This is a genomic window from Streptomyces sp. F001, from assembly GCF_004187715.1.
Taxonomy (GTDB): domain Bacteria; phylum Actinomycetota; class Actinomycetes; order Streptomycetales; family Streptomycetaceae; genus Streptomyces; species Streptomyces flavusporus.
The window spans coordinates 540,865-563,789 of the sequence record NZ_QZWF01000005.1 but is presented as its reverse complement, the minus strand read 5'-3'; the positions used below and the strand labels follow the sequence as shown (position 1 = coordinate 563,789).

Here is a 22,925-nt window from a genome sequence, read left to right as displayed (position 1 = left end):
TGATCCTTATTCATGAACATGAACAAGCGTGCTGCTGCCGCCACCGCTGCTACCGGGCTGCGCGGTCCCGCACGTCGAGCACGGCCTGGAACTGCCCCCGCGCCTCACCGACGCGACCCGTCGCCAGGTAGGCGCGGCCCAGGCGGGATCGGATGTCCATCTCCAGCCAGTCGTAGCTGGGTTCGGTGAGCGGGGACAGCAACCGGTGCTGGCGGAGGGCCTGGTGATGCAGGGCGATGGCCGCGCCGAGGTTTCCCTCGCCCTGCTCCGCCGTGCCCAGCCCGGTCAGGCTGCGGGCGTAGAGGAACGGGTCGCCGACCTGCTCGACCAGGTGGATCGCCTCGCGGTACAGCCTCCTGGCCTCACCGTAGTTGCCCAGGCGGAGGTGGACGTCGGCGGCGCAGCTCAGAGCTCGTCCGAGCATGCGCGGTCGGCCGTCCGTGCCGGCGTGGGTGTGGGCGTCGGCGAAGCAGGCCAGCGCCGCCTCGTTGCGCCTCTCGAAGTAGTGGGAGAGGCCGAGGACGACGAGCCCCATCGAGGCGACCCAGTCGCTGCGCTGTCGCTTGGCCAGGTCCAACCCCGGGGTGAGCTGTGTGATGGCCCGGTCGCCTTCGCCCACGCTCAGGTCGAGAGCCCCCAGCCCGACCAGAGTCCGGGCCTCCTCCCAGGGTTCGGGGCGGCGTCGGCTGAGCTCCAGTGCCTCGGTGAAGTAGGTCCGCGCCTGCTTGTACCGGCGTTGGTATACGGCGGTGTAGCCCAGGCAGTTCAGCAGTGCGCCGGCCATCCGCTGGTCGGTGGCCCCGTCCACCTGCGCGTAGGCGATTTCGAGGGCGGTCTGCGACTCGTGGTAGCGGCCCTGCCGTACGAAGTAGTCGACCAGCGCCTCGGCGATCCAGCAGGCGTAGTCGGCTTCGCCGTGGGCCACCGCGTACCCCACGACGTCCGTGAGCTCTCCGGCGGCCGCGTCCAGCCACGCCTCCGCCTCCTGCCAGGTCGTGAAGGGTGCTCCGGCGGGTTGAGGTCCCGTGGGGAAACCGCCCGGCCCCCAGTCGCTGGCGATCCGGGCCGCGTCCAGGCAGAGGCGGAGCGCGGCCGTGCGTGCGGCGGCGGCTTCGCCGGGCGCGGCTTCCGCGAGGCGCCGCGCATGCACCCGTACCAAGTCGTGCAGGCGGTAGCGGCCGGGACGCGGCTCCTGCAGGAGACTGGCGTCGACCAGATGCTCCAGGACCCGCTCGGTGTCGTACGACGGCCGGCCGAGCATCGTCGCAGGCGTCAGTACGTCGAACTCGACCGTCGGCGCCAGGCCCAGGGCGCGGTATCCGCGCTGCTGCTCGGGTGCGAGTTGGTCGTACGACACCTGGAAGGTCGCCTCCACGCTGCGGTCCCCGACGCTCAGTTCCCCGAGCCGCCGCTGCTCGTCGCCTGCCATGCGGCCCACCAGGTGCTCCACCGTCCAGGTGCGGCGGTTCTGCAGCCGTGACCCGGCGATGCGCAGGGCCAGCGGCAGCCCGTCGCACAGCCCGACCAGCTGCTGCGTGGCCTCCGGCTCCCTGCTCGCGCGTTCCGCTCCGATGATGTGCGTGAGCAGGGACACCGCGTCCCCGCTCTCCAGGGGCTCCAGGGTGACCCGTCGGTCGGCGTCCAGTTCGGCCAGCCGTCGGCGGCCGGCCACCAGCACTCTGCTTCCCGCACCGGCGGGCAGCAGAGGCCGTATCTGGTCGGCGTCCAGGGCGTCGTCCAGCACGAGGAGCAGTCGTAGCGGGCTGGTGGCCGCGCGCCATACGGAGGTGAGTTCGTCGAGGTCGCTCGGCAACTCGCCCGTGGCCGCGCCGAGCGACCGCAGCAGCCGTTGCAGCGCCTGCTCCGGCGACTGCCGCCGCTGCGTGCTGTGCGCGCGCAGGTCCACGAACAGGCAGCCGTCCGGGTACTGGGCGCTGAGCTCCCGTGCCGCCCGGACGACGAGCGCGGTCTTGCCGACCCCGGCCGTGCCGTCCACCGTGATGAGGGACACGGATCCGGGCGCAGACGGCGCGATCAGCTGCGCCAGTTCGGCCTCTCGTCCGGTCAAGTGACCGGCGTCGCCCGGCAGTTCGTTGACCGTACGGCGGGAGCGGCGTGGGCCGGGCAGCAAGGAGGCGTCGTCCCGGCGCAGCACCGCCTCATGTACGCGGCGGAGTTCCGTACCGGGATCGACCCCGAGCTCCTCGCGCAGGCGCTCGCACATGTCCTGATAGACGGTCAGCGCTTCCGCCTGACGTTCGCTGCCGTACAGGGCGCGCATACGCAGAGACGTGAGCGACTCGTCGTACGGACTGGACACCGACAGGGCGGCGAGGTCGTCCAGCGCGTCGGTGAAACGGCCGAGCAGGACGAGGCATTCGAGCCGCTCCACTCGTACCGTGCGCAGCCGCTGCGACAGCCGTTGCCGCTCGACGTCGGCGAAGGGTCCGGGCAGCCCGGCCAGCGGTTCGCCGCGGAACAGGGCGAGCGCCTCGGAAAACCGGGCGAACGCGGTGGCCGGATCGCCGGCCGCCTTCGCGCGCTGCGCGCCGTCGAGCTGCTCGTCCAGCTCCGCCACGTCCAGGCCGACGCCGTCGGCGGTGAGCCGGTACCCGCCCCGTTCCCCGCGAATCACCGAATCGGCGGGACCGGTGCCCCGGGCGTCGAGGGTCCGCCGTAACGCGTAGACATAACTGGGCAGTACGCTGCGGCCGGTCTTCGGCGGCTCGTCTCCCCAGACCCCGTCGAGCACCTGCTCGTGGCTCACCAGCAGGCCCGGACGCAGCGCCAGCGCGGCCAGCACGGCCTGGCGCCGGACGGGCCCCAGATCCAGCGGTGTGCCGTCCCGCCAGGCCCGCATGGGCCCGAGCATCGCGAGCCGAAGCCGCCCAGGCGATCCAGATCCCCCGCTCACCCCGAAGCCTCCGCCCTGCGCCGCGCATCATCAGAATTTCATCGGCATTGCAGCGTCTGCCGCCACGGTTTGCAAGTGCCGGGCGGCGGCCGTATGCGGGGGGAACGGCCGCCGTCCTTCAAGAAGCCTTCGAGAAGCTTTTGAGGAAGGAACACGGACGTGGCGGTCGACGACGGGTCTCTCAAGAGCTTGCTGCAACAGCGCAGGCTCTTCCTCATGCCGGAACGCAGGCGTACCGCGGTGGTGGTGTACGTCTGCGTCGACGACGGGTTTCCCGGCGGGTTTCCGGTCGGCCGCGTCATCCCGTCCGAGGCCGGAACCTGGTCCGCGTACGCCCGGGTCCGGCCTGGCCACGTCTTCACCGACGACCGGGTGTCGGCCGGGTTGCCGAGCCTGAAGGAGGCCGTACGGGCCGTTGTGGACCACGCCCACTTCGGGGACGTTCAGGCCACTCACAGGTGAATCCTGCGACAGCTCTCCGCCTGGCTCAGGACTGGTACGGCTGCTGGTGCGACTGCCCGTACGCCTGGCCGCGTGGGCCGCCGGCAGCCTGCGCCTGAAGCTGCTCCGCCTGTGCCTGGGACACCTTCTGCTCCGCGCCGCAGAAGGTGCACTGGGTCATGTACTTCGTCGAGACCGGGAACAGCGGCACGAAGAACAGCGTGAACTTCGTGACGCGCTTCCTGAGCGTGTGCGCGGCGGGGGTGGCGCACTGCCCGCACACGAGCGTCAGTATCGCGAGCTGGTACAGGTATCCCTTGGTGCCAAAGATGATCATGATCTCGATCCTTCCAGGTCGGCGCCTACCGACAACACAGTGCCATCGTGGCCGACCCCATGTCCGTGCCCTGGGCTCTGTACGGAGCTGGGCCGAGATGCGCCACGCCGGTCTCTGCCACAGGATGGGGGGAGGGATTTCCCTGGTCAGGACGGTGATCAAAGAGAGGCGCCGAGGTCGATGGACGACCTGATGGACGACCTGATGGACGGGGAGTGCGAGTGCGGACTGCTGCGCCGGATCATCGAAGAGACCCTGGCTCCCGTGGTGATGCTCGACGAGCGGCTCCGCTATCTCTACGTCAACCCTGCCTGGGTCCGGGTCAGTGGCGTCCCCGCCGCCGCGTATCTGGGCCGGCCCCTGGGTGAGGTGCTGCCCGACGTCTCCTGGCCCGATGACGTCCTGCTCAAGGTGCTGGAGGACGGGCAGCCCAGGGAGGCGACCTTCACGGGCACCACACGCGTCCCCTCCCACCTCGGTCGCAGACTGTGGCGTGGGGTCTTCCACCGGCTGAAGACGCGGGACCGAGGCCTTGCCGTATGCGGGATCGGCGTCGAGGTCAGCAACCTCGGCCGATACCTGGACGACCTCGAGAACGCACACCAGCGGCTTGCCCTGCTGGACCTTGCGGCCACCCGGATCGGCACCACACTCGACATCGAGACCACGTGCACCGAGCTGGCCGACTTCCTTGCGCCCTCCATGGCCGATGTCGCCGCGGTCGGGACCGTCGAGGACGAGTTCTGCGGTACGCCTGCTCCCGGCATGCTCCGACTGCGCAAGACGGCACTCTCCGCCCCGCAGGAACTGAGATGGCACTTACGTCACCTGGGCGGACCCGATGAGTACCTGGACCTGCCGCGGACTTCGGTCACCCGGCGGTGCATGGACACCGGGCGGCCATGGCTGGGCAATCTGGCCACGGACGAACTGATCGAGAAGGTGACGGTCGACCCCGAGCGGGTGAGGATCTTCCGCGCGGCCGGGGTCCACTCGGTTCTTGTCGTCCCGCTGCCCACAGCAGGACGCTGTGTCGGTGTCGTGATCCTGGGGCGGGCCGGTGCGTCAGCGCCTTTCAGCGAGGACGACGTCGTCACGGCCCAGGGCCTGGCCGGGCGAGCAGCCGTGGCCATCGACAGCGCCCGCCGATACACCCGTGAGCACACCATGGCACTGGAGTTGCAGCGTGCCCTGCTGTCCGAACCGGGCAGCCCCCACGCCGGTGTCGAGGTCGCCACTCGCTATCTGCCCTCCGGCCGCAGCGCCCTCGTCGGCGGTGACTGGTACGACTCGCTCGCCCTGCCCGGCGGCCGCACCCTGCTGGTCATGGGCGACGTGATGGGCCACGGCTTCCAGGCCGCCGTCACCATGAGCCAGTACCGCTCCCTCCTGCGCACCGTCGCCGCCTCCGACATGCCCGTCGACGACATCCTCGGCGAGGTCGACCGCCGGGTCGCGCACATCGGCCTCGACCGTGTCGCCACCTGCCTTCTCGTCCTCATGGATCCCCAGGCCGGCATCTGCACCGCAGCCAGCGCCGGGCACCTGCCGCCGCTCGCCGTTCACCCCGGGGGAACCTCCGAAATGCTGTGGCTCCCGGCCGGCCCACCCCTCGGCGCCGAACTCGGAGACTACGAGTCCGTCACCGTCCCGACCGAGCCCGGCACAGTCCTGCTGCTCTACACCGACGGGCTGGTGGAGCAGCGCGGCACGGACATCGACACCCGGCTGCGCGCCCTCACCGAGCTGCAACTGCCCACGGAGAGCCCGCTGGAGGCCATGCTCGACGCCCTCCTGGCCCGCCTGGCGCACGGCGCCCACGAGGACGACGTCGCGCTGCTCGCTGCCCGTCAACGGCCGAACTGACGGCCGACTCGGCCCCGGCGCACCGCTCTGGGCGAGGGCGTCGCCGACACCGCCGCTCGCACCCGTGGGCCGGTAACGCGGCCGATCGCGCCGCGGGTACGCTTCCGCGGCCCCGGTACACGCAGCCCGTAGCGGAACCTGAGCAATCGTCACTTCCGGTAGCCGAGGATGGTCATCATGCCGGACTCGGAGTGGTACTGGTTGTGGCAGTGCAGCATCCACAGGCCCGGGTTGTCGGCGTAGAAGTCGATGACGAGCTTGCGGTGGGGCCGTACGTGGGCGGTGTCCTTGCGGGCTCCGGCCGCGTCGATGCCGGTGAGGGCGAACGTGTGGCCGTGCAGGTGCACGGGGTGCCACATGTCGGTGGCGTTGATGAGAGTCAGGCGGACCCGTTCACCTTCCCGGACCGGGACGCGTTGCTCGATGGAGTAGGGCTTGTGATCGAAGCCCCAGTCGAAGTTCTCCATACCGCCGGTCAGTTTGATGCGCATCTCGCGGTCCGGTTCGTCGTCGCCGAGGGCCACGGATTCGTCCGGCAGGAGCCGTCTGGCGGGCACAAGCCGGCCCTCGAGCTCGTCCGGATGCACGGAGGGCGGGGGAAGCGTCCCGCTGCCGGTGCGCAGGACTGCCAGGGCGTGCGCGTTCTTGCCCTCGGCGAGCGCGACCAGCGGGAACACCCCGTCCTTGGCGGTGATCAGCACGTCGTAGCGTTCGGCCATACCGAGCAGCAGCGCGTCCGTCTTCGTGTGCTCGACCGGGTAGCCGTCCGTGTGTGTCACCGTCATCTCGTGATCACCCAGTGCCACCCGGAAGGCGGTGTCGCCCCCGGCGTTGATGATCCGCAGCCGGATGCGGTCCCCAGGGCGGGCCCGGAAAACCGAGGGAGCCTGCGGAAGGCGGCCATTGACCAGGTAGTACGGGTAGTCGACATTGCCTCCCTCGCTGTCCAGGATGCGGCTGTGGGAGTCCCGCAGGATGCGGGAGGGGCCGGCGGACCTGTCATGGTCCGAACCGTTGTGTACGTCTCCCTCACCCATGTCCATCGGCTCGCCCTTGCCGTTCCGCAACTGCGCGAGCACGCCGTCCGGGGTGGATCCGGCCACGCCGTCCAGCCAGTCGTCCAGGACGACGACCCACTCCTTGTCGTAGGACAGCGGCTCCTTGGGGTCCTCGACGATCAGCGGGGCGTACAGGCCGCGGTCGAGCTGCATGCCCGAGTGCGAATGCAGCCAGTACGTGCCCGGGTCCGCCACGGCGAAGCGGTAGGTGAAGTCCGCGCCGGGCTTGATGGAGTACTGGGTCAGGCCCGGTACGCCGTCCATGTCGCAGCGCATCCGGATACCGTGCGAGTGCAGCGTCGTCGCCTCGCGCAGATGGTTGGCGAGCGTGAGATCGAGTACGTCGCCCGCGGTGATCCGGACCTCCTTGCCGGGCAGCGTGTCGCCGTACGCCCATGACCTGACGGTCCGTCCGCCCAGGTCGAGGGAGGTCTCGGTGGCGGTGAGCGTGAACCTGCGGACGGGACCGGCGCCGCGCTTCTTCTCGACGGCGACGACCTCGGGATCGGACGGGTTGACGTATCCCTTGGGCCCCTTGGGGACGAAACCGCCGCTGTGCCTGCCACCCGTCCGGCCGGTGGCACCGGGGTACGCGCCGGACCCGGTACAGGCGGTCAGGACTCCCGAGCCGGCCGCCACGATCGAGGCGCCGAGCAAGGTGCGCCGCGTATATGTGTGCATGGGTAAATAAGACCTGTCTTGTGGTCTTATATGTGAGAACTGATGCGGCGCGTCTCACGAATCGGGGGCGCGGCCCTTGCGGACGCAAGTGCCGCGCACCAAGGCTCCTCGCCCAGACCCGGTGGGGCGAAGCCGACGGGAGGACGGGCGGCGGCGTGTACCGCGGTCACGGTTCGCCGAGCAGCTTGAGCCCGTACCTGGCGGTGAGTTCGGCGACCCACTCGTCCGAGAACCCCAGGCCGTGCCGCTCGCCCAGCTCGGCGCGTCGCTGGAGGAACTCGGCAGGATCGGCCGCCGTCTCGGCGGCCCTCCCCAGCTCTTCGAAGAACCCTTCGAAGCCGGCGGGGGAGATGATCTCCAGGACCCTCGCCGGTTCCGGTCCGGCGTTCCAGACGGTATGCAGGATCTCTCGCGGCTTGATGATGTACGAGCCCGGCCCTGCCGTTGCCTCGTGGTCACCCACCCGGGCGCCGACCCGGCCCTGCAGGACGTAGGTGAACTCGTCCTCGCGGCTGTGCACGTGCGGCGGTATGAGACGGCCCGGTTCGATCAGGTGCTCGAGGATCGAGAACTGGTTGCCGGTGTCCTCGCCCCCGAGCTTGAAATCGACGCCCAGGCCCGCGAGCCAGATCGAATTTCCCTCGTCCGGTTCGACTACGAGGCGGAGAGCCGCCATCACGGCCTCCCAGGTGTCGCTTTCACTACCTTCCGTCATCCTATGCACGATTCCTGGAAGGTGCCCGGCGGGTCCACCCAGTAGGTCAGACACCCGGACTCGTCACTGGCCCACCCTTCCGTCGATGCACTCGCGCAGCAGGTCGGCGTGCCCGCAGTGACGGGCATACTCCTCGATCCTGTGCACCATCAGCTCCCGAACTGCGATCCCGTCCTTCCCCAGACGCTCGCCCAGATCCGGGTGCTCGGCCAGCGCGGCATCCGTCGAGGCCTGCTCACGCTCCAGATCGGAGTACGCGGCGTCGACCTCGGCCTGCTCGGCGACAGCCCTGTCGAAGTCCGCGTCACGCTCGCCGTACAGCTTCGGCAGCGGATCACCGTCGCTGATCCAGTTGCGCCAGTCCCGCTCCACCTCGGCGAGGTGCCGGATCAGGCCGAGCAACGACATCGTCGACGGCGGAACCGACCGACGGGCCAGTTGCTCCGCATCCAGCCCCTCGCACTTCATCCGCAGGGTTGTGCGGTAGTTCGTCAGGAAGTCCTGCAGCGTCGCAAGCTCGCCGTCCGGACTGGCGCCTTCGCTGTTGCGGGGGTCGTCGTCCGGGTCGGCCCACATGTCGGGGTAGACGGTGGCCTGGCTCCATCGCGTGGGTTGGTCACTCATGCGCACATGCTCGTCCGTGAGGGCCCGAGCTCGCCAGTAAGTTTCGGTCCGGGCGAACGGGCGGGCGCGGTCGTTCCAGCCGTGTACTGCGTCATCGGCTTACGCCGGCTGTGGCTGTGGCCTGTTCGAGGTCTCCCTGGTGAAGTTGAGCGGGCGAGTCGGGCGGTCGCGAGCGCTCTGTTGCGTCGGAGGACGGGCGGGATCCTGGCCAAGGCGCGGTGGGTCATGGCTTCGCCTCAGGACTCGAGTCGCACCGGCGCACCGCCTCCTCCTGCACACCCTTGGTGACGAGACCGCTTCGCCCTGTGGGCCCATGTACGCCAGGGGCGCCCGACCCTGCAGATAGGGCGAACGGCAATAGGCGGAGGACCCGGTCGCGCCCGACGGGCAGAAGTACGGGTACGGCATCGCCTACCAGCGCTTCGCTCCACAGGCCGCGATGTATTACCACGGCGGTGAACTCCCCGGCTTCAACTCCTTCATCGGCCATGACCCGGACAATGACGTCACGCTCGTCATCTGGACGAACCTGACCCTGTCGCCCGACGGCAGGACCACGGCCCAGGCCCTGCTTCCCACGGTCCTCAACCAGGTCTACGCCGGCCTCTCCTTCCCCACCGGCCCTAGGTCACTCCTGAGGCGGGCGCTCGACCTGGAGCTCGTGACCGGTGTCGCGGATCGACTGCTCCCGCCCGGTCGGTCGGACTCGGACGGCCGGGCGTCACAGCCCCAGGGAGATGGCCAGTCGAGTGAGTTCGGCCGTGCTGTTGATGTTGAGCTTGGCCCGGATACGTCGGAGATAGGCGTCGACCGTGTGCTTGGAGAGCCCCATGTGGCGGGCCGTTTGCAGGTAGGTGCGCCCTTCGGCGATGTGGCGCAGTGTCTCCCGCTCCCGCGGAGCCAGCGCAGGTGCGGGGGCTTCGACGTACGGCATGGTGACTGTGAGGCTCATGGGATTTCCTCCGACGGATCGGCTCGGTCATCACTGCTCACACCCGCGGAAGCAGGAGATGTATGCCCGAATAGTGCTGTTTGCCCTCTTTTGAAAAGCCTGCCCGAGCGACTTCACGACGGTGTCCGCCGACTGTCACAGACGTGTCACGGGGCACGTCGGCAGGAACCTGATGCCAAACGTCCCGGACCATGACCGGTCCGGGATGTGGAACCGGCAGCTCAGGCGCGCTGCAGACCTGGGAACAAGGCGCGGGCGCGGTGAAGGTCGGGGGCAACGAAGACCCCGTCGGCCGTGACGAGGCTTGCGTCAGGGTCTGTCCGGCTGGTGATCGAACCGCTCACGAAGATCTTGCGGTCATCTGTGCCGGTGACGCGGGCAAGAATCAGCAGCGTAGTTTCCAGCGGGACCGGGCGGTGGTAGCGCATCTGAAGAGAGACGGTCAGGCCGGGCATTCCGGCTGCCACGCAGGCGCGGCCCATGAGTTCGTCCAGGAGCATGGCGCTCATGCCGCCGTGGCCGTAGCCGGGCGGGCCTTCGTGGGCGATGCCGAGGGTGCACTCGCCGGTCAGCCCATCGGCGGTGGGCGTGATCTTCACCGGCGGGGCGAGCGGGCTGCCGGCTCCGGTGACCGGGCTGTAGATCCTCGTCCCCGCCGGGAATTCGTCCACCTCGGGGATCTCGGCTCTCGCACGCCGTCGCCCCGTGAGCTGTCCGGTAATGGTGCGGACGCCGTCCGCCACCCGGTGAAGGGTTTCCGGGGAGGCGGCGGTGCGGACGGTGGCCTCCACCAGGCCGCGCAGTTCGTGGCCGAGGCGGGTGATGGCCGCCTTCTGATGTTCCAGTTCCTCGTTGGCGGTGGCCGACGGGCCGGTGGGGGAGATGTGCATCGGGTTTCTCGCTGCGCTGGGGTGGTGGGGCTGGGGCTGCGGTCGGGGCGGTCAGTCATCTGTCCGGACGAAGACCGGCTTGAGGTGTTTCTCCGGCAGCGCGGTCGGCAGGTCCTCCCAGTCGATGACGTGGGAGACGACCCGTTCGGGGGCGACCTTGCCGGAGGCGGCGAGTGCGAGGGCGTCGGGGATGTGGGAGCGGACGTTGTCGCGGGCGATGCGCAGGGTGACGCCGGTGAGGTACATGTCGAGCAGAGGCAGCTCGCCGGGGCGGAAGTGGTTGCCCGCCGATTCACAGATCCCTTCCGGGGTCAGGCACTTGACGGCCAGGGCGAGCTGGTCGATGCGGCCGGTGGCCTCGACGGCGATGTCGAAGCCCTGCGGGATCGGCTCCAAGGTCTCGGCGGTGGTGGCTCCGAAGGTGCGGGCGAGTTCGCGGTGTTCGGGCTCGGGGTCGACGTAGAGCACCGTGGAGGCGCCGAGGGCGCGGGCGATGTCACACACGTACAGGCCGATGCTTCCACGGGCGACGACCAGCACCTGTGCTCCGGGGCGGGCCTTGAGATGGGGTGCGACCAGGCGCCAGGCCAGGGACCAGTTGTCGCTGGCGGAGGCCATGGCGACCGGGGCGAGGCCGGTGGGCAGGGGTACGAGCATGGCGTCGGCGTAGGGCACGCGGACCAGGTCGGAGAAGAGTCCGCCCCAGCTGCCCCCGATCGGTGCGCCGTACATCGCCATGTAGGGGACGGTGGTGCAGTGCGCGGTCAGTCCGGCGCGGCAACGGTCGCAGGTACCGCAGTTGATGGACCAGGGGACGACGACCAGATCGCCGGGGGTTACTGCGGTGACGGCGTCGCCGGTCTCGACGACCCGGGCGACGCACTCGTGGCCGAGGGCGAAGGGCGGATCGATGAAGCCATGGCCGGCCAGGATGGAGGAGTCGACGTCGCAGGGGGTGGCGGCCACGGGCGCGACGATCGCCTCGCGGTCGAACTGGAGCTTGGGGTCGGGTGCCTCGCGCCACTCGACGGTGCGCTTGGCGACGTAGGTCAGTTCACGCATCGGTGCGCTGCCCCTTCGCCAGTGCCACCAGGTCGGCGTAGCGGACGACGGAGCCGCCCGCGCCCCAGGTGCCGTCGGGCTGTTCGTGCACCAGCACCCAGACGCGCAGGGCGTCGTCGGCGGTGAGGCCGGCCGCGGCCAGGACGGTCTTCGTTGCATCCTCGACCAGGCCCGCCTTGCGTCGCTCGGACAGGGCCCCCTGCGGGACGGTGACCTCCACCAGGAAACGCGGCGCGTCGTCCTCCGCGGTGGTCTGCGCACTCTCCGGCAACTCGACCAGGTAGCTCCACGCCTGCGCGCGGAAGAAGGCGGTGTCGGGTGCGCCCTCCCAGCGCAGCAACACCGCGGCGAGGTCGCGCTGGATGGTGGTGCGGCCCTGTTCGGTCAGGGAACCGGTGGGGGCGGTCAGCCGGATCATGGGCATGGTGGCTCCTTGGTTTCTTCGACGGCCACTTGCTATGACGATCGTTATAACGAGAGGTCACGGTAGACTATGACGATCGTTATAGCCAGAGGGGATGTGCGCAGGTGGCCAAGAGCAGTACGCCGTCACGCGAGCGGATCGTGGCCGGTGCCGCCGACATGATCAGTCGGCGTGGTCTGAGCGCCACGAGCATCCGGGAGATGGCCAAGCACGCCAAGGCCCCGCTCGGCTCGACGTACCACTACTTCCCCGAGGGCAAGCAGCAGCTGGCCACGGAAGCCGTCCGGTACACGGGTGAGTGGGTCGCCCGCGCCTTGCGCAAGGAACTGGAAGCGGGGCCTGTCGAAGGGCTGCGGGCGTTCCTTGCTCTGTGGCGCGCGATCGTCGTCGAGAGCGACTTCCGTGCCGGCTGCCCCGTCCTGGCCGTGGCCATCGAGGAAGCCCCGGCCGACGAGATCCCGCCCGCCCTGGCGGCCGCGGCCGAGGTGTTCGATCAGTGGGAGAGCCTGCTGGCCGCCTCCCTGCGGGCGCACGGCGCCGAGGCCGAGCGGGCCGCGCAGCTTGCGACGCTCGTCGTCGCGTCCGTCGAGGGCACGGTCGCCATGTGTCGCGCCAAGCGCAGCATGGAGCCGCTCGACCGCACCGCCGAGCAACTGGAGGCCCTTGTCGCCGGCGCGATCAGGGGCTGACATCCCCCAAGGGGCGCACTGGGTGCGGGTCGGCGCCCTGATGCCTGCAGCTTCTCGTGCTCAGGTTCCTGACGTCGGGAAGGCGGACGCGCGGGCCCGGGTCACGCGCCGAGAGCGGCGCGGACGGCCTTGGCTTTGTCCTCGGTGAACACACCGCTGTCGAGAAGGGAGAGGGTGGAGAGCACGCCGCCGCGCGAGCCCCAGCTGCCCTCGTCGATCACCCGGAAGGTGACCCACCAGGCCGGGGACGGCTCGGCGAGTCCGCAGGCGTCGGCCATCGCGGCCAGCACGCGTTCGATGACCTCGGCCCGGACCTCCTGTCGCCAGTCCCCGTCCATCACCGTCACGTCGATCACCATGACGTCGGCGTCCGGGCCGGCATCTGCGAGGAGCCGTCCGCCGATGGCCGTCATGTCGGCCTCACGCTCGACGAAGTGCACCTGGAACCCGACCCGCGCGGCCGGGGCGAACTGCCCGACCTCCGGCACGAGCACCGCGTCCGTCAGCGTCTCGGCCAGCTTTCGGCGCTGCTCCTTGCTCAGACGTCCCTTCGGGGCGCTCACGGTGATGATCGTCACGGCATCCTCCTATGACAGTCGTTATAGCCGCCGGCTCAGGTTACACCCCGTCTATAACGACTGTCATAACCGGTGCGGATGCTCAGTCCGAGATGACGGCTGTGCGGTGGATCCACTCGTTCCCGTGTGCTGCCTGATGCATGAAGGCGGCGCCGTCCGCCCGGCTGATCGTCGGGTTGCCCTTCATCGGCAGCCGATCGTCCGCGCGGTACGTACCCTTGGCCGGGCCGTGGGTCAGCCTGGTCGGGTAGACCACGGTCCAGTCCAGCCCGCTGGAGCGGATGCTGTTGTCGGCGATCTCCTTGTTCGCGTAGATCGATCGCAGGACGTGCGGTACGTCAGCTTCTGAGGGGCGCAGGAGACAACCTGCCAGCGCCAGCCGCGCTCCACCTCTCGCGCGGACTGGGGACAGGCGCACACTTTCCCACTGTGTTGGCGGGGTGCTGGGCTGTGTGCCAGGGCGTTCACCTGCGTTCTCGCCTGAACGACCGTGAACGGGGCCGAACGAGACGGAAACCGAGGCGGCCGCACTCCTCATCGCAGCACCGGAGACAGCCCGCCGGTAGCTGTCGAAACCACCGCTAGGCAGCCTTGGGCCGCGCCGCACGCATGCCCGAGGCGGGCACCTGAGCATCCTCGGACCAGAAGATCTCGTCTTCTCCGAAGTCCGGGGCCTGGAAGGGTTTTGTCGTCGGAGGCGGCGATACTGCAGTGGAACGGCGGGGTTGCCCTTCCAGGGCGGAGAACAGCGTCGTCAGGTCGATGAGAGGTCTGCCTTTCGTTGCAGGTCCCTGATGGGGCCTGGCGTGCCGTGACCGGGCACAGCGGTCCTACAGCTTGGTCATCTTGGCGTACGGGCTCAAGATCCGCATCTGCGCAGAACTGAAATCCACGAGCGCGGCGATCCCATCCTCGATGCCGATCACCCGGCCGAGGCCGTACACGTCGTGTGTGACCTGGTCTCCCACAGCGAAGTGCTTGGGAGCAGGCGCGACCGGGGCCTTGAAGGGGCTGGTGGGCAAGTGACGCTTCGGTGCAACAGGCTTTGTCATTGCCCCCAGTATGCGCCTACGAACTGCGCTGGTGGCTGGCTCTCAGGATCAGAAGTAGTTGATCAGTGGACTTCACTCGGCAAGCCCTGAGCATGTCGACCGGCCGGCAGACGGGCGGGGCCGGGCGGTTCGGCCTCATAGGCGGCCGAACCGGCCGTACCCTTCGTGGTGTCTACGGCGTCACATAGCGGGCGCCAAACACTGGAGGCAATTCCTCGTGCTGATCGCTCAGCGTCCGTCACTGACCGAAGAGGTCGTCGACGAGTTCCGCTCCCGGTTCGTGATCGAGCCGCTGGAGCCGGGCTTCGGCTACACCCTCGGCAACTCCCTGCGTCGTACCCTGCTGTCCTCGATCCCCGGTGCGGCGGTCACGTCCATCCGCATCGACGGTGTCCTGCACGAGTTCACCACCGTGCCGGGCGTCAAGGAGGACATCACCGACCTGATCCTCAACATCAAGCAGCTGGTGGTTTCCAGCGAGCACGACGAGCCCGTCGTGATGTACCTGCGCAAGCAGGGCCCGGGTCTGGTCACCGCCGCCGACATCGCGCCCCCGGCCGGTGTCGAGGTGCACAACCCCGATCTCGTCCTGGCCACGCTCAACGGCAAGGGCAAGCTGGAGATGGAGCTCACGGTCGAGCGTGGCCGTGGTTACGTCTCCGCCGTGCAGAACAAGCAGGTGGGCCAGGAGATCGGCCGTATCCCGGTCGACTCCATCTACTCGCCCGTTCTGAAGGTCACGTACAAGGTCGAGGCCACGCGTGTCGAGCAGCGCACCGACTTCGACAAGCTGATCGTCGACGTCGAGACCAAGCAGGCGATGCGTCCGCGTGACGCGATGGCTTCTGCCGGTAAGACGCTGGTCGAGCTGTTCGGGCTCGCCCGTGAGCTCAACATCGACGCCGAGGGCATCGACATGGGTCCGTCCCCGACGGACGCCGCGCTCGCGGCCGACATGGCGCTGCCGATCGAGGAGCTGGAGCTCACCGTTCGGTCGTACAACTGCCTCAAGCGTGAGGGCGTCCACTCCGTGGGAGAGCTCCTGGCGCGCTCCGAGGCCGACCTGCTGGACATCCGCAACTTCGGTGCGAAGTCCATCGACGAGGTCAAGGCGAAGCTGGCCGGTATGGGCCTGGCTCTGAAGGACAGCCCGCCCGGATTCGACCCGACCGCTGCTGCCTTCGACGCGGACGATAACGGGAGCACGGGTTTCGTGGAGACCGAGCAGTACTGAACGCTGCGCTGGGTCGCGGGGAGCCGGGAAGGCAGAGGAGCAAGCGGTGAGCACCGGCCGACCGCACCCGGCTCCCCGATATCAGCGTCGATCGCCCAGCGCGAACGCCTCATGCAGGTGCTCACTGACCTGGCCGAAGCCGAGCCGGATCCCGCGCGAGGGGAGTTCTTGGAGTCGTTTCCCTTCGCCTGCGGCCTTGTCGAGGAGCAGGAAGGCTGAGCCCAACGTCGGCGGGGAGAGCACCGCTTGAGGAGCAAGGTGGGGCCGCGTGATGGTTGACCTGCGGGATCCGTGCTCGTGCTGGTGTCGGCCTGAGGAGCCGTCAGTCTCCCAGAGTCCCCGTGATTTCCCGCTCCTTCTGGCACGGCTGTGACACGGGCTGAGCCTCTCGTTCCCGGCCGAACTGCTCGACGGGGTGACGCGCCATCTGGAGCAGTTCGCCGCTCCAGGCCGTGACGGTCGTGTCTTGCACGCCGAGTGCCCCCTGAGCCGAGGGCGTCACCCGTCGCGTCTGCCTGGCCTGGTGTCTGGGGGCGGAGCTCGCCCTCGGGGTCCTCGATCACGGTGATGGTCTGCCCGACGTCGAATCGGTCGGATGTCTCAGGGCAGGACCCGGGACCTTCGTGCCATCCTGACGCTGTTTCCCGGCCTCATGTGTGCTGGATGTGTTCTGGCTAGAGGTCTGCCCGAGAGGCGGTCGGTGGCCCAGCTGTCGGCACGTGTGAGCCGTCTGATGAGGAACAGCCCGCGACCCGACTCGTCGATGGTGCGCATGTTTCACCAACGGAGCCTCGCCCATGAGTGAGGCCGCGGGCTGGCCTGACAGCCTGTGTGGCGGACCGTCCGAAAAGCTCCTCGGCGGGACGGTGCCACTCGATGACAGGCCCGTCCCGTCGATGAACATGAGCGCGTCATCGTCGGCCATTCGTCCGCACACCCGTCTCCGCTGCCGTAGGGGCTGTTCGCCGGCTGCTGAGAAAGGTGGCGATCGGCAGGGCTGCTGCCAGGCCGCTGAGCAGGATGGCGGCGAGCGCTCCGAGAATGGCGGGCTGGTTGTCGAAGGCGATACCGATCGCGGCCAGCGCGGGACCGGCATTGCGCACCGACGCGACACCGCCCATGGTGGTGCGCCGCACGGGCGGACCCGTGGCCAGCAGCGTTCCTACGGCGAAGGCAATGGCCGAGAGCAGGAACCCGGCGAGGAGCGCGAGGGAGCCGAGGAGCGCGACGACGCCCTGCCAGTTGCCGAGCAGCATGCCCGCCAGCACGATCAAAAATGTGACGTTGGAGACCGCCGCCGCCGGGGGGTGCCACGACCGTGCGGTGGGCTCGGCGTATCGGCGTATCAGCAGGCCGATGGCGAACGGTACGAGTTGCAGCAGGGCCACGGTCCGCACCAGTGCTCCCACGTCGAGGGAGACGTTGGTGCCTACGTCGGCGGCGGTCAGGAGGCCGTTGACGGTGGGGGCGAAGGTGATACTGCCGACGGAGGCGAGCAGCACCTGCATCGCCGCGCCGCCGGCGACGTCACCGCTCTGCACCATGGCCAGTTTCGCCCCGAAAGGGCCGCCCGGGGACGAGGCGACCAGGATCAGTGCGATGAAGGCGGCCGAGGGGAGGCTGAACAGCGCACCGATGCCCCAGCCGAGCAGCGGGACGATCACCATGTTGGTGATCAGGGCCAGCAGCAGGAGCGGGACATTGGTGAAGATCCCGCGCAGTGCCGAGACCGTGGCGCCCAGGCCGGCGGCGAACATGGTGGCCGCTATGAAGATGACGGTGACTGCGTTGAGCACCAGGTGCAGGGTCTCCATCAGCTTCCCCTCGGGCGGCGGAGCACGTGGGGACGGCGCCGGGGCGTCCGTCGTCACGCTGTCAGTCGTGCAGGCCGCCTAGCCAGCGCAGGGCGGTCAGGCTCGGCAGGAAGCAGTACTCGCCTCCTCGGGTGACGACGAACCGCGGCAGTGGGGCGAGGCGTCGGCGCAGCGGCCGCCGGGGAATGGTGAAGCCGGTGGAGCCGTCGCGGGATCCGGTCACGGGGTCCTGGGCGTTGTTCGCGCCGAAGAAGACGCCGTCGTTCATCCACTGCGACTGGACGAACTCGAACTGCCGCCCCGGATGCGCGCCGACGAACGCGAACATGAGGCCGCGGTCGGCCCCGTCGTCCTCCAGTACCCCCTCGGGCAGCGGCGGACCGTAGACGGCGCCGCGGCGGATCATGCGGTGCAGTCGCACCTCTCCCGCCACCGCGGCGTCACGGGGGTTGGCACGGCGGATGTGACAGCCTCCGGGCGTCTTGAATCCCGACGGATCGTCGCTCTCGTACAGGAAGGTGTTACGGCGGTACGGGTCGGCGCCGAGCGCGGGCTCGTCGGCTTGCGGGGCCAGCGCCAGGGGAGCACCGCTGCGCCAGCGTCCCATGATCTTCGCGGCGATCAGTTCTTCGTCCTGGGGCCCGGTCGAGTTGTCCCGCAGGTAGCGGCGGAACTCGGCGACCTTCTGATGGAGCTTGCGGAAGACCGCGTAACTGCCGTTGCGGCCCAGGACGGCGGGCTCGGGGCTCTGGATGCCGCCGATCTCGTCCCGGTAGCCCAAAACGAACTCACCGGCCTTCAACGGCACTTCCAACTGGTTGGATCCCGGTATGCCGCTGCCTTCGACGGCCGGATGGCTGACCCCGTCGCGATAGCCGAAATGCTCGGTCTCGGTGGGCAGCGCGTAGCAGTCCTGCCGCCATATCGCCGTCACGCCGGACAGTCGGTCGTACGCCGGACGGGCCCGGTCGACGGCCGCCTCCAAGCGCGCCGGGTCGGGCGCGACCGCGGTGACCACCACATGGACGTCGGGGCTGCCCAGCGGCGCCTCCCAGTGTTCCGGGCTGCTCTCGCCCACATCGCCCAGCGCTTGGGCGCGGGCCGCCATCCCCTGCCGGAATTCCCAGGCGAACGTATCCAGCGAGGAGCGCGGCACCCCCAGCGCCTCCAGGCCGCGACAGGTGACGGCCACACTCACCCAGGTCTCTCCCAACGGGCTGACCGAGTCCGCTGCGGAGGTCACCGCTGTACTCGCGCGCCGCATCAACTCCCGCCCATCACCCTGATCGTCGATGCGGAAGGCGAGGTAGGTCGCCGCGTATGGCGTCGGCCGAGGACTGAGAACTCCACGCTGGATGTCGTCGAGTTCCAACGCGACGTCCATGTGCACGCTCACGGTTGACCTCCGCGCCAGCCTTACTTGGAGACGAGGTTTCGCCAGAAGTTCCGCAGGCTGTCGTCCCCGCCGAACAAGGAACTGAAGATCGTCGAGTCCGCCAGCAGCAGATCGGCCGCTCGGTCACCGCCGGGAGGCATCCACAGGAACATGTTGAACTCCGTGTTGCCGGCCTCGGTGAACGGATGCGGCCTCGACACGTCGATCGGCTGCCTGGCCAGCACATGGATGGCGTCCGGGTCATCGGTCGTCACGTCGTAGTGGGGCAGGTGCATGTGGAAGTTGAAGTTTGTCACCCCGTCGAGCCAGCCCTTCGGATCCAGGTCCCGGACCGTGGACAGCGGGACGATCTGGTTGCCCTCGCGCGTCGCCGGACGCAGCCCGTACCGGTTCATGACCGGCACGCCGAGGCCCTTCATCAAGTCCCTCACGTAGGTGGCGAATCGCTGCTGCCGGGGCACCAGCGGATCGCCGTGGTGGCGGTATTCCATCTCCCGGACCTTCAGGTCGTCCGAGGCGCCGACATCGTGGTGCGGGCCCAGGACGAGGCAGGCGTCCTCCCGGCCGAGGAACGCACGCAGGGCCTCGATCTCCCCCGGCTGGGCCTCCTGCTCGGTGACCGCGTGGTCCAGCCCGAACACGAACAGGACGTCCGTGTCGCCGAGCACCCGTTCGTCGAGTGGTGTGAAGAAGCCGGCCTGGTCGATGCGCTGGTACACCGGGACGGGATGTCCCGTGACCTCCTCGACGAAGTCCTGGAACGGCACCCAGGCCCAGAAGAACAGCTCCAGGGAGCCGGCGATGCCCTGCTGGAACCGATACGGGTCCGACCACTTCGGGTCCTCGTACGCGGGCCAGGCCACCCGCCTGACCTCGGTCATCGTGGAGAAGCGGTTGTCCAGCTCGGCCGCGTTGCGGCCGGCCTCGGCCGGATAGCTCCACGAGACGTAGATGCTCACCCGCCGCCCGTCAGGGGTGTACGTCCGCGGAATGTGCCGCTGGTTGTACGTGCGCGCGGTCCTGACCTCGCTCATTTCGCTCGCCTCACTGCATCTGATCGAGCATCTCCGACAGGGCGCTCTTGATCCGCAGAGCCTTCTTGATCTCGTCTGCCGTCACGTACGGATACTCTCCGTATTCAATGAAGCTCGGACAGTGGTGTTGCCGTACGAACCGCACGAACGCTTCGGGGTTCGTCCGCCAGTCCTCGGGAAACCCTTCGAGGTTCTCGAACGTGGTGCTCACACCCGACTTGCTGAACAGGGCGACGGCGTCCTCGGTGTACTTGTCGAAGTCGGTGTCGAAGATCCCCTGGTACATGAAGCGGGTGTCGTCGTCGAAGAGAACCCAGCGCAGGTAGTGCAGCTTCAACGGCGCGAGAAGGTGTGGATTCTGCTCCAGCGCCTTGGCCAGGGTGTGGCCGTGCTCCCGTATCGCGTCGGCCCTGCCCGGTTTGACGTTCGCGATGATGGTGAACCCGTAGCAGGCCGGGGTTCGCGGAAAGACGGGCCCGTACTTCCCCTGTTCCAGGTGGTCCGTCTCCTTGGGGATGACGACTGCCTGCGGCTTGATCTCCATGTCCGCTCCTCCGCATTCCACAGGTCGGAGCCCACTTCCAGCGTGGCACCGGACGGCTGGGCGCGCCCACCGAGCGGGAGGGGCTGACGGGTCCGCTGCCGGCCACTGAAGTCGGGCGGCTCGCGCGGTGCGGACGACCGGCGGAGACGGCTGACCAATGCTCTCGGACCGGGGGATCGCGACGACGAAGGTCCTGAGGCAAGCGATAGCGCATCCCGCGTGCAGAGATCGAGCGCGGATGGCACCACAGGAGTTCGGTCACGCGCCTTTTGCCCACGCCCAAGCCGTGAGTCGCCACTCTGTGTCCACCTTGCGAAGCGCCACCGTGAACACCGAGCCGGTTTGGGTGACCTGTCTGCCCTGCAAGGCGAATGTCATGGTCGCGGGAACAACGACATAGGCATGATCGCCGGTGACATCGACATGCCGCGGCTCATCGAGGGTGATGTGGTAATCCGAAGCTCCTACGTGCTCGCCCTCGGTAAGTACGTCCCTCCACCATTCTTCGCCGGCTGTTGGCCCCTGCCACACATGCGGTGCCATACCGTCCAGTATCTGCATCGGGTCAGCGCACGTTGCTGCCATCGCTTTCGCGTCACTGTGGTTAAAGGCATCGACGTATTGCACCACCGCCGCCATGGGATCGTTCGACACCACAGGTCTCCTCTTCTCGCGACCTTGGAGCGTTCCCTTCATTCGGTCTCTTTCATCGTCGCTGGAAGTCGGGACCTTCGCCCGCTACGCGGTACGAAACGCCCCGCCTCCGGGGCAGTGGGTCGAAGCGGGTGGAGTTCACGCCCAGCGGGTGCCAGGGGCGGGCGGTGGCCAGAGCCGAGGACGAGGGCGGCCCGGTCGGTATAGGTGGGCCCCACGGGACGGGGTGCTGATGGCGCGAGTCTGGATCGAGGACCGCATCGGGCACACGGCGTACGCGCGGGCGTTGGCAGAGGCCAAGCGGAACGGCCGCACCCCTCCTGGGCGCTACCGCGTACGCTGGTACGACCCCGACGGCAAGCCGAAGATGAAGACGCTGGCCCGCAAGGTCGACGCCGAAGCGGAGCGGACGAGGATGGAGTCCCGCCTCAACGACGGCTCCTACCGTGACCTGGCCGCAGCGCGTGTGAAGTTCGTGGAGGTGGCCGAGTCCTGGCTGCGCAGATCCACCTCAAGCGCTCGACCCGCAGCCGCTACCGGGGTGTTCTCGACATGCACGTGATCCCGCGATGGGGCACCACCCCTCTGGACCGCATTCGCTTCGAGGACATCGCGGAGTGGCTGGCCGACATGCTGTCCGGCGAGGCCACGGGCAGCAGGGAGCTCAGTCCGCGTTCGGTCCGCAAGGCGTACAGGTGGAGGCGCTGGCCAACGCGGCAGGTGCCTACCGGGCCTTCATGCTGCTGCTGGCCTACACGGGTCTGTGCTGGGGGGAAGCGTCCGCGTTGAAGGTGGGACGGGTGGACCTCGATGCCTGCCGAGCCCACATCGTCGAGGCGTACGGCGAGGACAACGGCAAGCTGTACCTCGACATGCCCAAGAACCACGAACGCCGGTCCGTGCCGATCCCGAGGTTCCTCGCCGAGGAGTTGAAGCCCCACGTCGAAGGGCGGAAGGACGACGAGCTCCTCTTCACCGCTCCGCAGGGCGGGCCGCTGCGCGCCCGCAAATTCCGCCAGCGGTTCTTCGCGCCGGCGGTCGTTAAGGCCGGGCTGGGGCACCTGAAGGTCACTCCGCACAAGCTGCGGCACACGGCGGCCTCGCTCGCCATCGCCAGCGGGGCGGACGTCAACGTCGTACAGACGATGCTGGGCCACAAGTCCGCGACGCTGACGCTGGACACGTACGGGCATCTCTTCCCGGACCGACTGGACGAGGTGTCGAAGAAGATGCACAAGCGCCGCGCCAAGCAGTTGGCCAAGGCGAAGGCCAAGCTGGAGAAAGCGGAGCGGAAGGCCCGCGAGGCCGCCGAGGCTGTTGCCGCCCTGGAGGTGGATGGAGCTGCCTGATGTGTGCCTGATCTGTGCCGGGGAGCCGTAGGCGAAGCAGTCGCGCCATCGTACGCACGATGGCGCCACCCCTTCAGTTTGTCCGATGAGCGGTTCGCCGGGCCCGGTCCATGGCCTCTGCCGAGGCATCCGCAGCCAGTTGCCTGATCTCCTGCGGCGGCTTGCGCTCATCGAGGACGAACAGCCGGCCGCCGGTCAGGTGCGTGGTCGTCTTCCAGCCGAGACGGCGGCCCGCTTCCCGTGCGGCACGCCGGATGTCCTTGAGTTCGCCCATCTCCGCGAGATCGTCGCCGCTCAGGATCAGCTGCCCGTAGTAGCCGTTGTACTGCGGTTTCAGGGCGGCCCGCATCAGCGACTCAAGCCGGTCGACCAGCTTCTCGTACCGGCGCCGGGCCAGCTCGTTCTTCGCGGGCATCTCGCACAGCTCCCCACCTCTGCCCGCAGCCCATGTGTGCCACATGTGTGCTGCGAGTACGAAGGCCCTCCCGTCCGTTGGACGGAAGGGCCTCTGACCAGGTGTTTCTCTGTGCCCCCGGCAGGATTCGAACCTGCGACACCCGCTTCAGGAGTCGATCACTGACCGCTCACGAGGGCTGCACCCGCCCTCGCGCATGCCG

Annotated in this window: 25 protein-coding genes, 1 tRNA gene and 1 pseudogene; 8 read left to right on the top strand and 19 right to left on the bottom strand. The window is 68.7% G+C overall.

The features are described 5' to 3' along the window. Positions 1-49: 49 nt before the first annotated feature. Positions 50-2,860, bottom strand: a complete 2,811-nt coding sequence (locus StrepF001_RS22775) for a BTAD domain-containing putative transcriptional regulator (protein ID WP_240797622.1) — start codon at positions 2,858-2,860, stop codon at positions 50-52. A 213-nt stretch (positions 2,861-3,073) separates the two neighbouring features. Between StrepF001_RS22775 and StrepF001_RS22770 the strand changes: the two genes are divergently transcribed. After that, positions 3,074-3,376: a hypothetical protein gene (locus StrepF001_RS22770; protein ID WP_129800037.1), complete on the top strand. Its 303-nt coding sequence runs from the start codon at positions 3,074-3,076 to the stop codon at positions 3,374-3,376. Between the two features lie 25 nt (positions 3,377-3,401). On the opposite strand, the gene StrepF001_RS22765 is transcribed toward StrepF001_RS22770, so the two are convergent. Further along, complete coding sequence (locus StrepF001_RS22765; protein ID WP_129800036.1) at positions 3,402-3,692, bottom strand: zinc-ribbon domain-containing protein; 291 nt, start codon at positions 3,690-3,692, stop codon at positions 3,402-3,404. A 180-nt stretch (positions 3,693-3,872) separates the two neighbouring features. Here StrepF001_RS22765 and StrepF001_RS22760 point away from each other — a divergent pair, with 180 nt between their 5' ends. Beyond that, positions 3,873-5,558 carry a SpoIIE family protein phosphatase gene (locus tag StrepF001_RS22760; protein WP_129800035.1) on the top strand — a complete coding sequence of 562 codons (1,686 nt, stop codon included), beginning with the start codon at positions 3,873-3,875 and terminating at the stop codon, positions 5,556-5,558. Positions 5,559-5,707: 149 nt separating this feature from the next. Here the strand turns inward: StrepF001_RS22760 and StrepF001_RS22755 are convergent, their stop codons facing one another. The 3 genes from StrepF001_RS22755 to StrepF001_RS22745 all read right to left on the bottom strand — a co-directional run bounded on the left by StrepF001_RS22755 (position 5,708) and on the right by StrepF001_RS22745 (position 8,636). Continuing rightward, positions 5,708-7,297 carry a multicopper oxidase family protein gene (locus StrepF001_RS22755; protein WP_129800034.1) on the bottom strand — a complete coding sequence of 530 codons (1,590 nt, stop codon included), beginning with the start codon at positions 7,295-7,297 and terminating at the stop codon, positions 5,708-5,710. 166 nt (positions 7,298-7,463) lie between these two features. Next, the gene (locus StrepF001_RS22750) at positions 7,464-8,012 is read right to left on the bottom strand and encodes a cupin domain-containing protein (RefSeq protein WP_206306909.1); all 549 of its coding nucleotides are present in this window, start codon (positions 8,010-8,012) and stop codon (positions 7,464-7,466) included. Positions 8,013-8,075: 63 nt separating this feature from the next. Then, positions 8,076-8,636: a DinB family protein gene (locus StrepF001_RS22745; RefSeq protein ID WP_129800033.1), complete on the bottom strand. Its 561-nt coding sequence runs from the start codon at positions 8,634-8,636 to the stop codon at positions 8,076-8,078. 379 nt (positions 8,637-9,015) lie between these two features. Here StrepF001_RS22745 and StrepF001_RS49560 point away from each other — a divergent pair. Further along, positions 9,016-9,192 (top strand): annotated as a pseudogene (locus tag StrepF001_RS49560) (serine hydrolase); the annotation flags it as partial. Positions 9,193-9,357: 165 nt separating this feature from the next. On the opposite strand, the gene StrepF001_RS22730 reads toward StrepF001_RS49560, so the two are convergent. The 4 genes from StrepF001_RS22730 to StrepF001_RS22715 form a co-directional block, all read right to left on the bottom strand. Further along, positions 9,358-9,588, bottom strand: coding sequence for a helix-turn-helix transcriptional regulator (locus StrepF001_RS22730; RefSeq protein ID WP_240797621.1), 231 nt, complete (start codon positions 9,586-9,588; stop codon positions 9,358-9,360). A 221-nt stretch (positions 9,589-9,809) separates the two neighbouring features. Continuing rightward, a complete protein-coding gene (locus StrepF001_RS22725) occupies positions 9,810-10,478 on the bottom strand; it encodes a PaaI family thioesterase (protein WP_129800032.1) in 669 nt (222 codons plus the stop codon). A 51-nt stretch (positions 10,479-10,529) separates the two neighbouring features. Continuing rightward, complete coding sequence (locus StrepF001_RS22720) at positions 10,530-11,540, bottom strand: alcohol dehydrogenase catalytic domain-containing protein (RefSeq protein ID WP_129800031.1); 1,011 nt, start codon at positions 11,538-11,540, stop codon at positions 10,530-10,532. Further along, positions 11,533-11,964 (bottom strand): tautomerase family protein, encoded by a 432-nt coding sequence (locus StrepF001_RS22715; RefSeq protein WP_129800030.1) that lies wholly within the window; start codon positions 11,962-11,964, stop codon positions 11,533-11,535. Before StrepF001_RS22715 ends, StrepF001_RS22720 begins: the two co-directional genes overlap by 8 nt. A gap of 104 nt (positions 11,965-12,068) precedes the next feature. On the opposite strand from StrepF001_RS22715, the gene StrepF001_RS22710 reads away from it, so the two are divergent. After that, positions 12,069-12,653, top strand: coding sequence for a TetR/AcrR family transcriptional regulator (locus tag StrepF001_RS22710; protein ID WP_129800029.1), 585 nt, complete (start codon positions 12,069-12,071; stop codon positions 12,651-12,653). A gap of 101 nt (positions 12,654-12,754) precedes the next feature. Here StrepF001_RS22710 and StrepF001_RS22705 read toward each other — a convergent pair whose 3' ends face one another. The 3 genes from StrepF001_RS22705 to StrepF001_RS22690 form a co-directional block, all read right to left on the bottom strand. Then, complete coding sequence (locus tag StrepF001_RS22705) at positions 12,755-13,231, bottom strand: tautomerase family protein (protein ID WP_129800028.1); 477 nt, start codon at positions 13,229-13,231, stop codon at positions 12,755-12,757. A gap of 82 nt (positions 13,232-13,313) precedes the next feature. After that, on the bottom strand, positions 13,314-13,649 hold the full coding sequence (locus tag StrepF001_RS22700) for an NAD(P)H-binding protein (RefSeq protein ID WP_240797620.1): 336 nt from the start codon (positions 13,647-13,649) through the stop codon (positions 13,314-13,316). 412 nt (positions 13,650-14,061) lie between these two features. Beyond that, a complete protein-coding gene (locus tag StrepF001_RS22690) occupies positions 14,062-14,283 on the bottom strand; it encodes a hypothetical protein (RefSeq protein ID WP_129800027.1) in 222 nt (73 codons plus the stop codon). Between the two features lie 217 nt (positions 14,284-14,500). Between StrepF001_RS22690 and StrepF001_RS22685 the strand changes: the two genes are divergently transcribed. After that, positions 14,501-15,517 carry a DNA-directed RNA polymerase subunit alpha gene (locus tag StrepF001_RS22685; protein WP_129800026.1) on the top strand — a complete coding sequence of 339 codons (1,017 nt, stop codon included), beginning with the start codon at positions 14,501-14,503 and terminating at the stop codon, positions 15,515-15,517. Positions 15,518-16,428: 911 nt separating this feature from the next. Here StrepF001_RS22685 and StrepF001_RS22680 read toward each other — a convergent pair. The 5 genes from StrepF001_RS22680 to StrepF001_RS22660 all read right to left on the bottom strand — a co-directional run bounded on the left by StrepF001_RS22680 (position 16,429) and on the right by StrepF001_RS22660 (position 20,959). Continuing rightward, positions 16,429-17,388 (bottom strand): bile acid:sodium symporter, encoded by a 960-nt coding sequence (locus StrepF001_RS22680; protein ID WP_206306908.1) that lies wholly within the window; start codon positions 17,386-17,388, stop codon positions 16,429-16,431. A gap of 4 nt (positions 17,389-17,392) precedes the next feature. Further along, on the bottom strand, positions 17,393-18,727 hold the full coding sequence (locus StrepF001_RS22675) for a Dyp-type peroxidase (protein ID WP_240797619.1): 1,335 nt from the start codon (positions 18,725-18,727) through the stop codon (positions 17,393-17,395). A gap of 20 nt (positions 18,728-18,747) precedes the next feature. Beyond that, positions 18,748-19,761, bottom strand: a complete 1,014-nt coding sequence (locus StrepF001_RS22670; protein ID WP_129800025.1) for a hypothetical protein — start codon at positions 19,759-19,761, stop codon at positions 18,748-18,750. Between the two features lie 10 nt (positions 19,762-19,771). Then, positions 19,772-20,305 (bottom strand): hypothetical protein, encoded by a 534-nt coding sequence (locus StrepF001_RS22665; protein ID WP_129800024.1) that lies wholly within the window; start codon positions 20,303-20,305, stop codon positions 19,772-19,774. Positions 20,306-20,563: 258 nt separating this feature from the next. Further along, entirely contained in the window at positions 20,564-20,959 is a 396-nt protein-coding gene (locus tag StrepF001_RS22660) for a nuclear transport factor 2 family protein (protein WP_206306907.1), read from the bottom strand. A gap of 232 nt (positions 20,960-21,191) precedes the next feature. On the opposite strand from StrepF001_RS22660, the gene StrepF001_RS48175 reads away from it, so the two are divergent. From StrepF001_RS48175 to StrepF001_RS48170, 3 genes are read left to right on the top strand one after another with little or no spacing between them, the layout of a single operon-like run. Beyond that, positions 21,192-21,521: a hypothetical protein gene (locus StrepF001_RS48175; RefSeq protein WP_240797618.1), complete on the top strand. Its 330-nt coding sequence runs from the start codon at positions 21,192-21,194 to the stop codon at positions 21,519-21,521. Continuing rightward, positions 21,512-21,748, top strand: coding sequence for a hypothetical protein (locus StrepF001_RS50135; protein WP_346656959.1), 237 nt, complete (start codon positions 21,512-21,514; stop codon positions 21,746-21,748). The genes StrepF001_RS48175 and StrepF001_RS50135 overlap by 10 nt, the downstream gene beginning before the upstream one ends. Beyond that, the gene (locus StrepF001_RS48170) at positions 21,655-22,308 is read left to right on the top strand and encodes a site-specific integrase (protein WP_240797617.1); all 654 of its coding nucleotides are present in this window, start codon (positions 21,655-21,657) and stop codon (positions 22,306-22,308) included. Before StrepF001_RS50135 ends, StrepF001_RS48170 begins: the two co-directional genes overlap by 94 nt. Before the next feature lie 73 nt (positions 22,309-22,381). Here the strand turns inward: StrepF001_RS48170 and StrepF001_RS22650 are convergent, their stop codons facing one another. Continuing rightward, the gene (locus tag StrepF001_RS22650) at positions 22,382-22,723 is read right to left on the bottom strand and encodes a hypothetical protein (RefSeq protein WP_129800022.1); all 342 of its coding nucleotides are present in this window, start codon (positions 22,721-22,723) and stop codon (positions 22,382-22,384) included. Positions 22,724-22,835: 112 nt separating this feature from the next. Beyond that, positions 22,836-22,902: transfer RNA gene (locus StrepF001_RS22645), tRNA-OTHER, on the bottom strand. Positions 22,903-22,925: the final 23 nt, after the last annotated feature.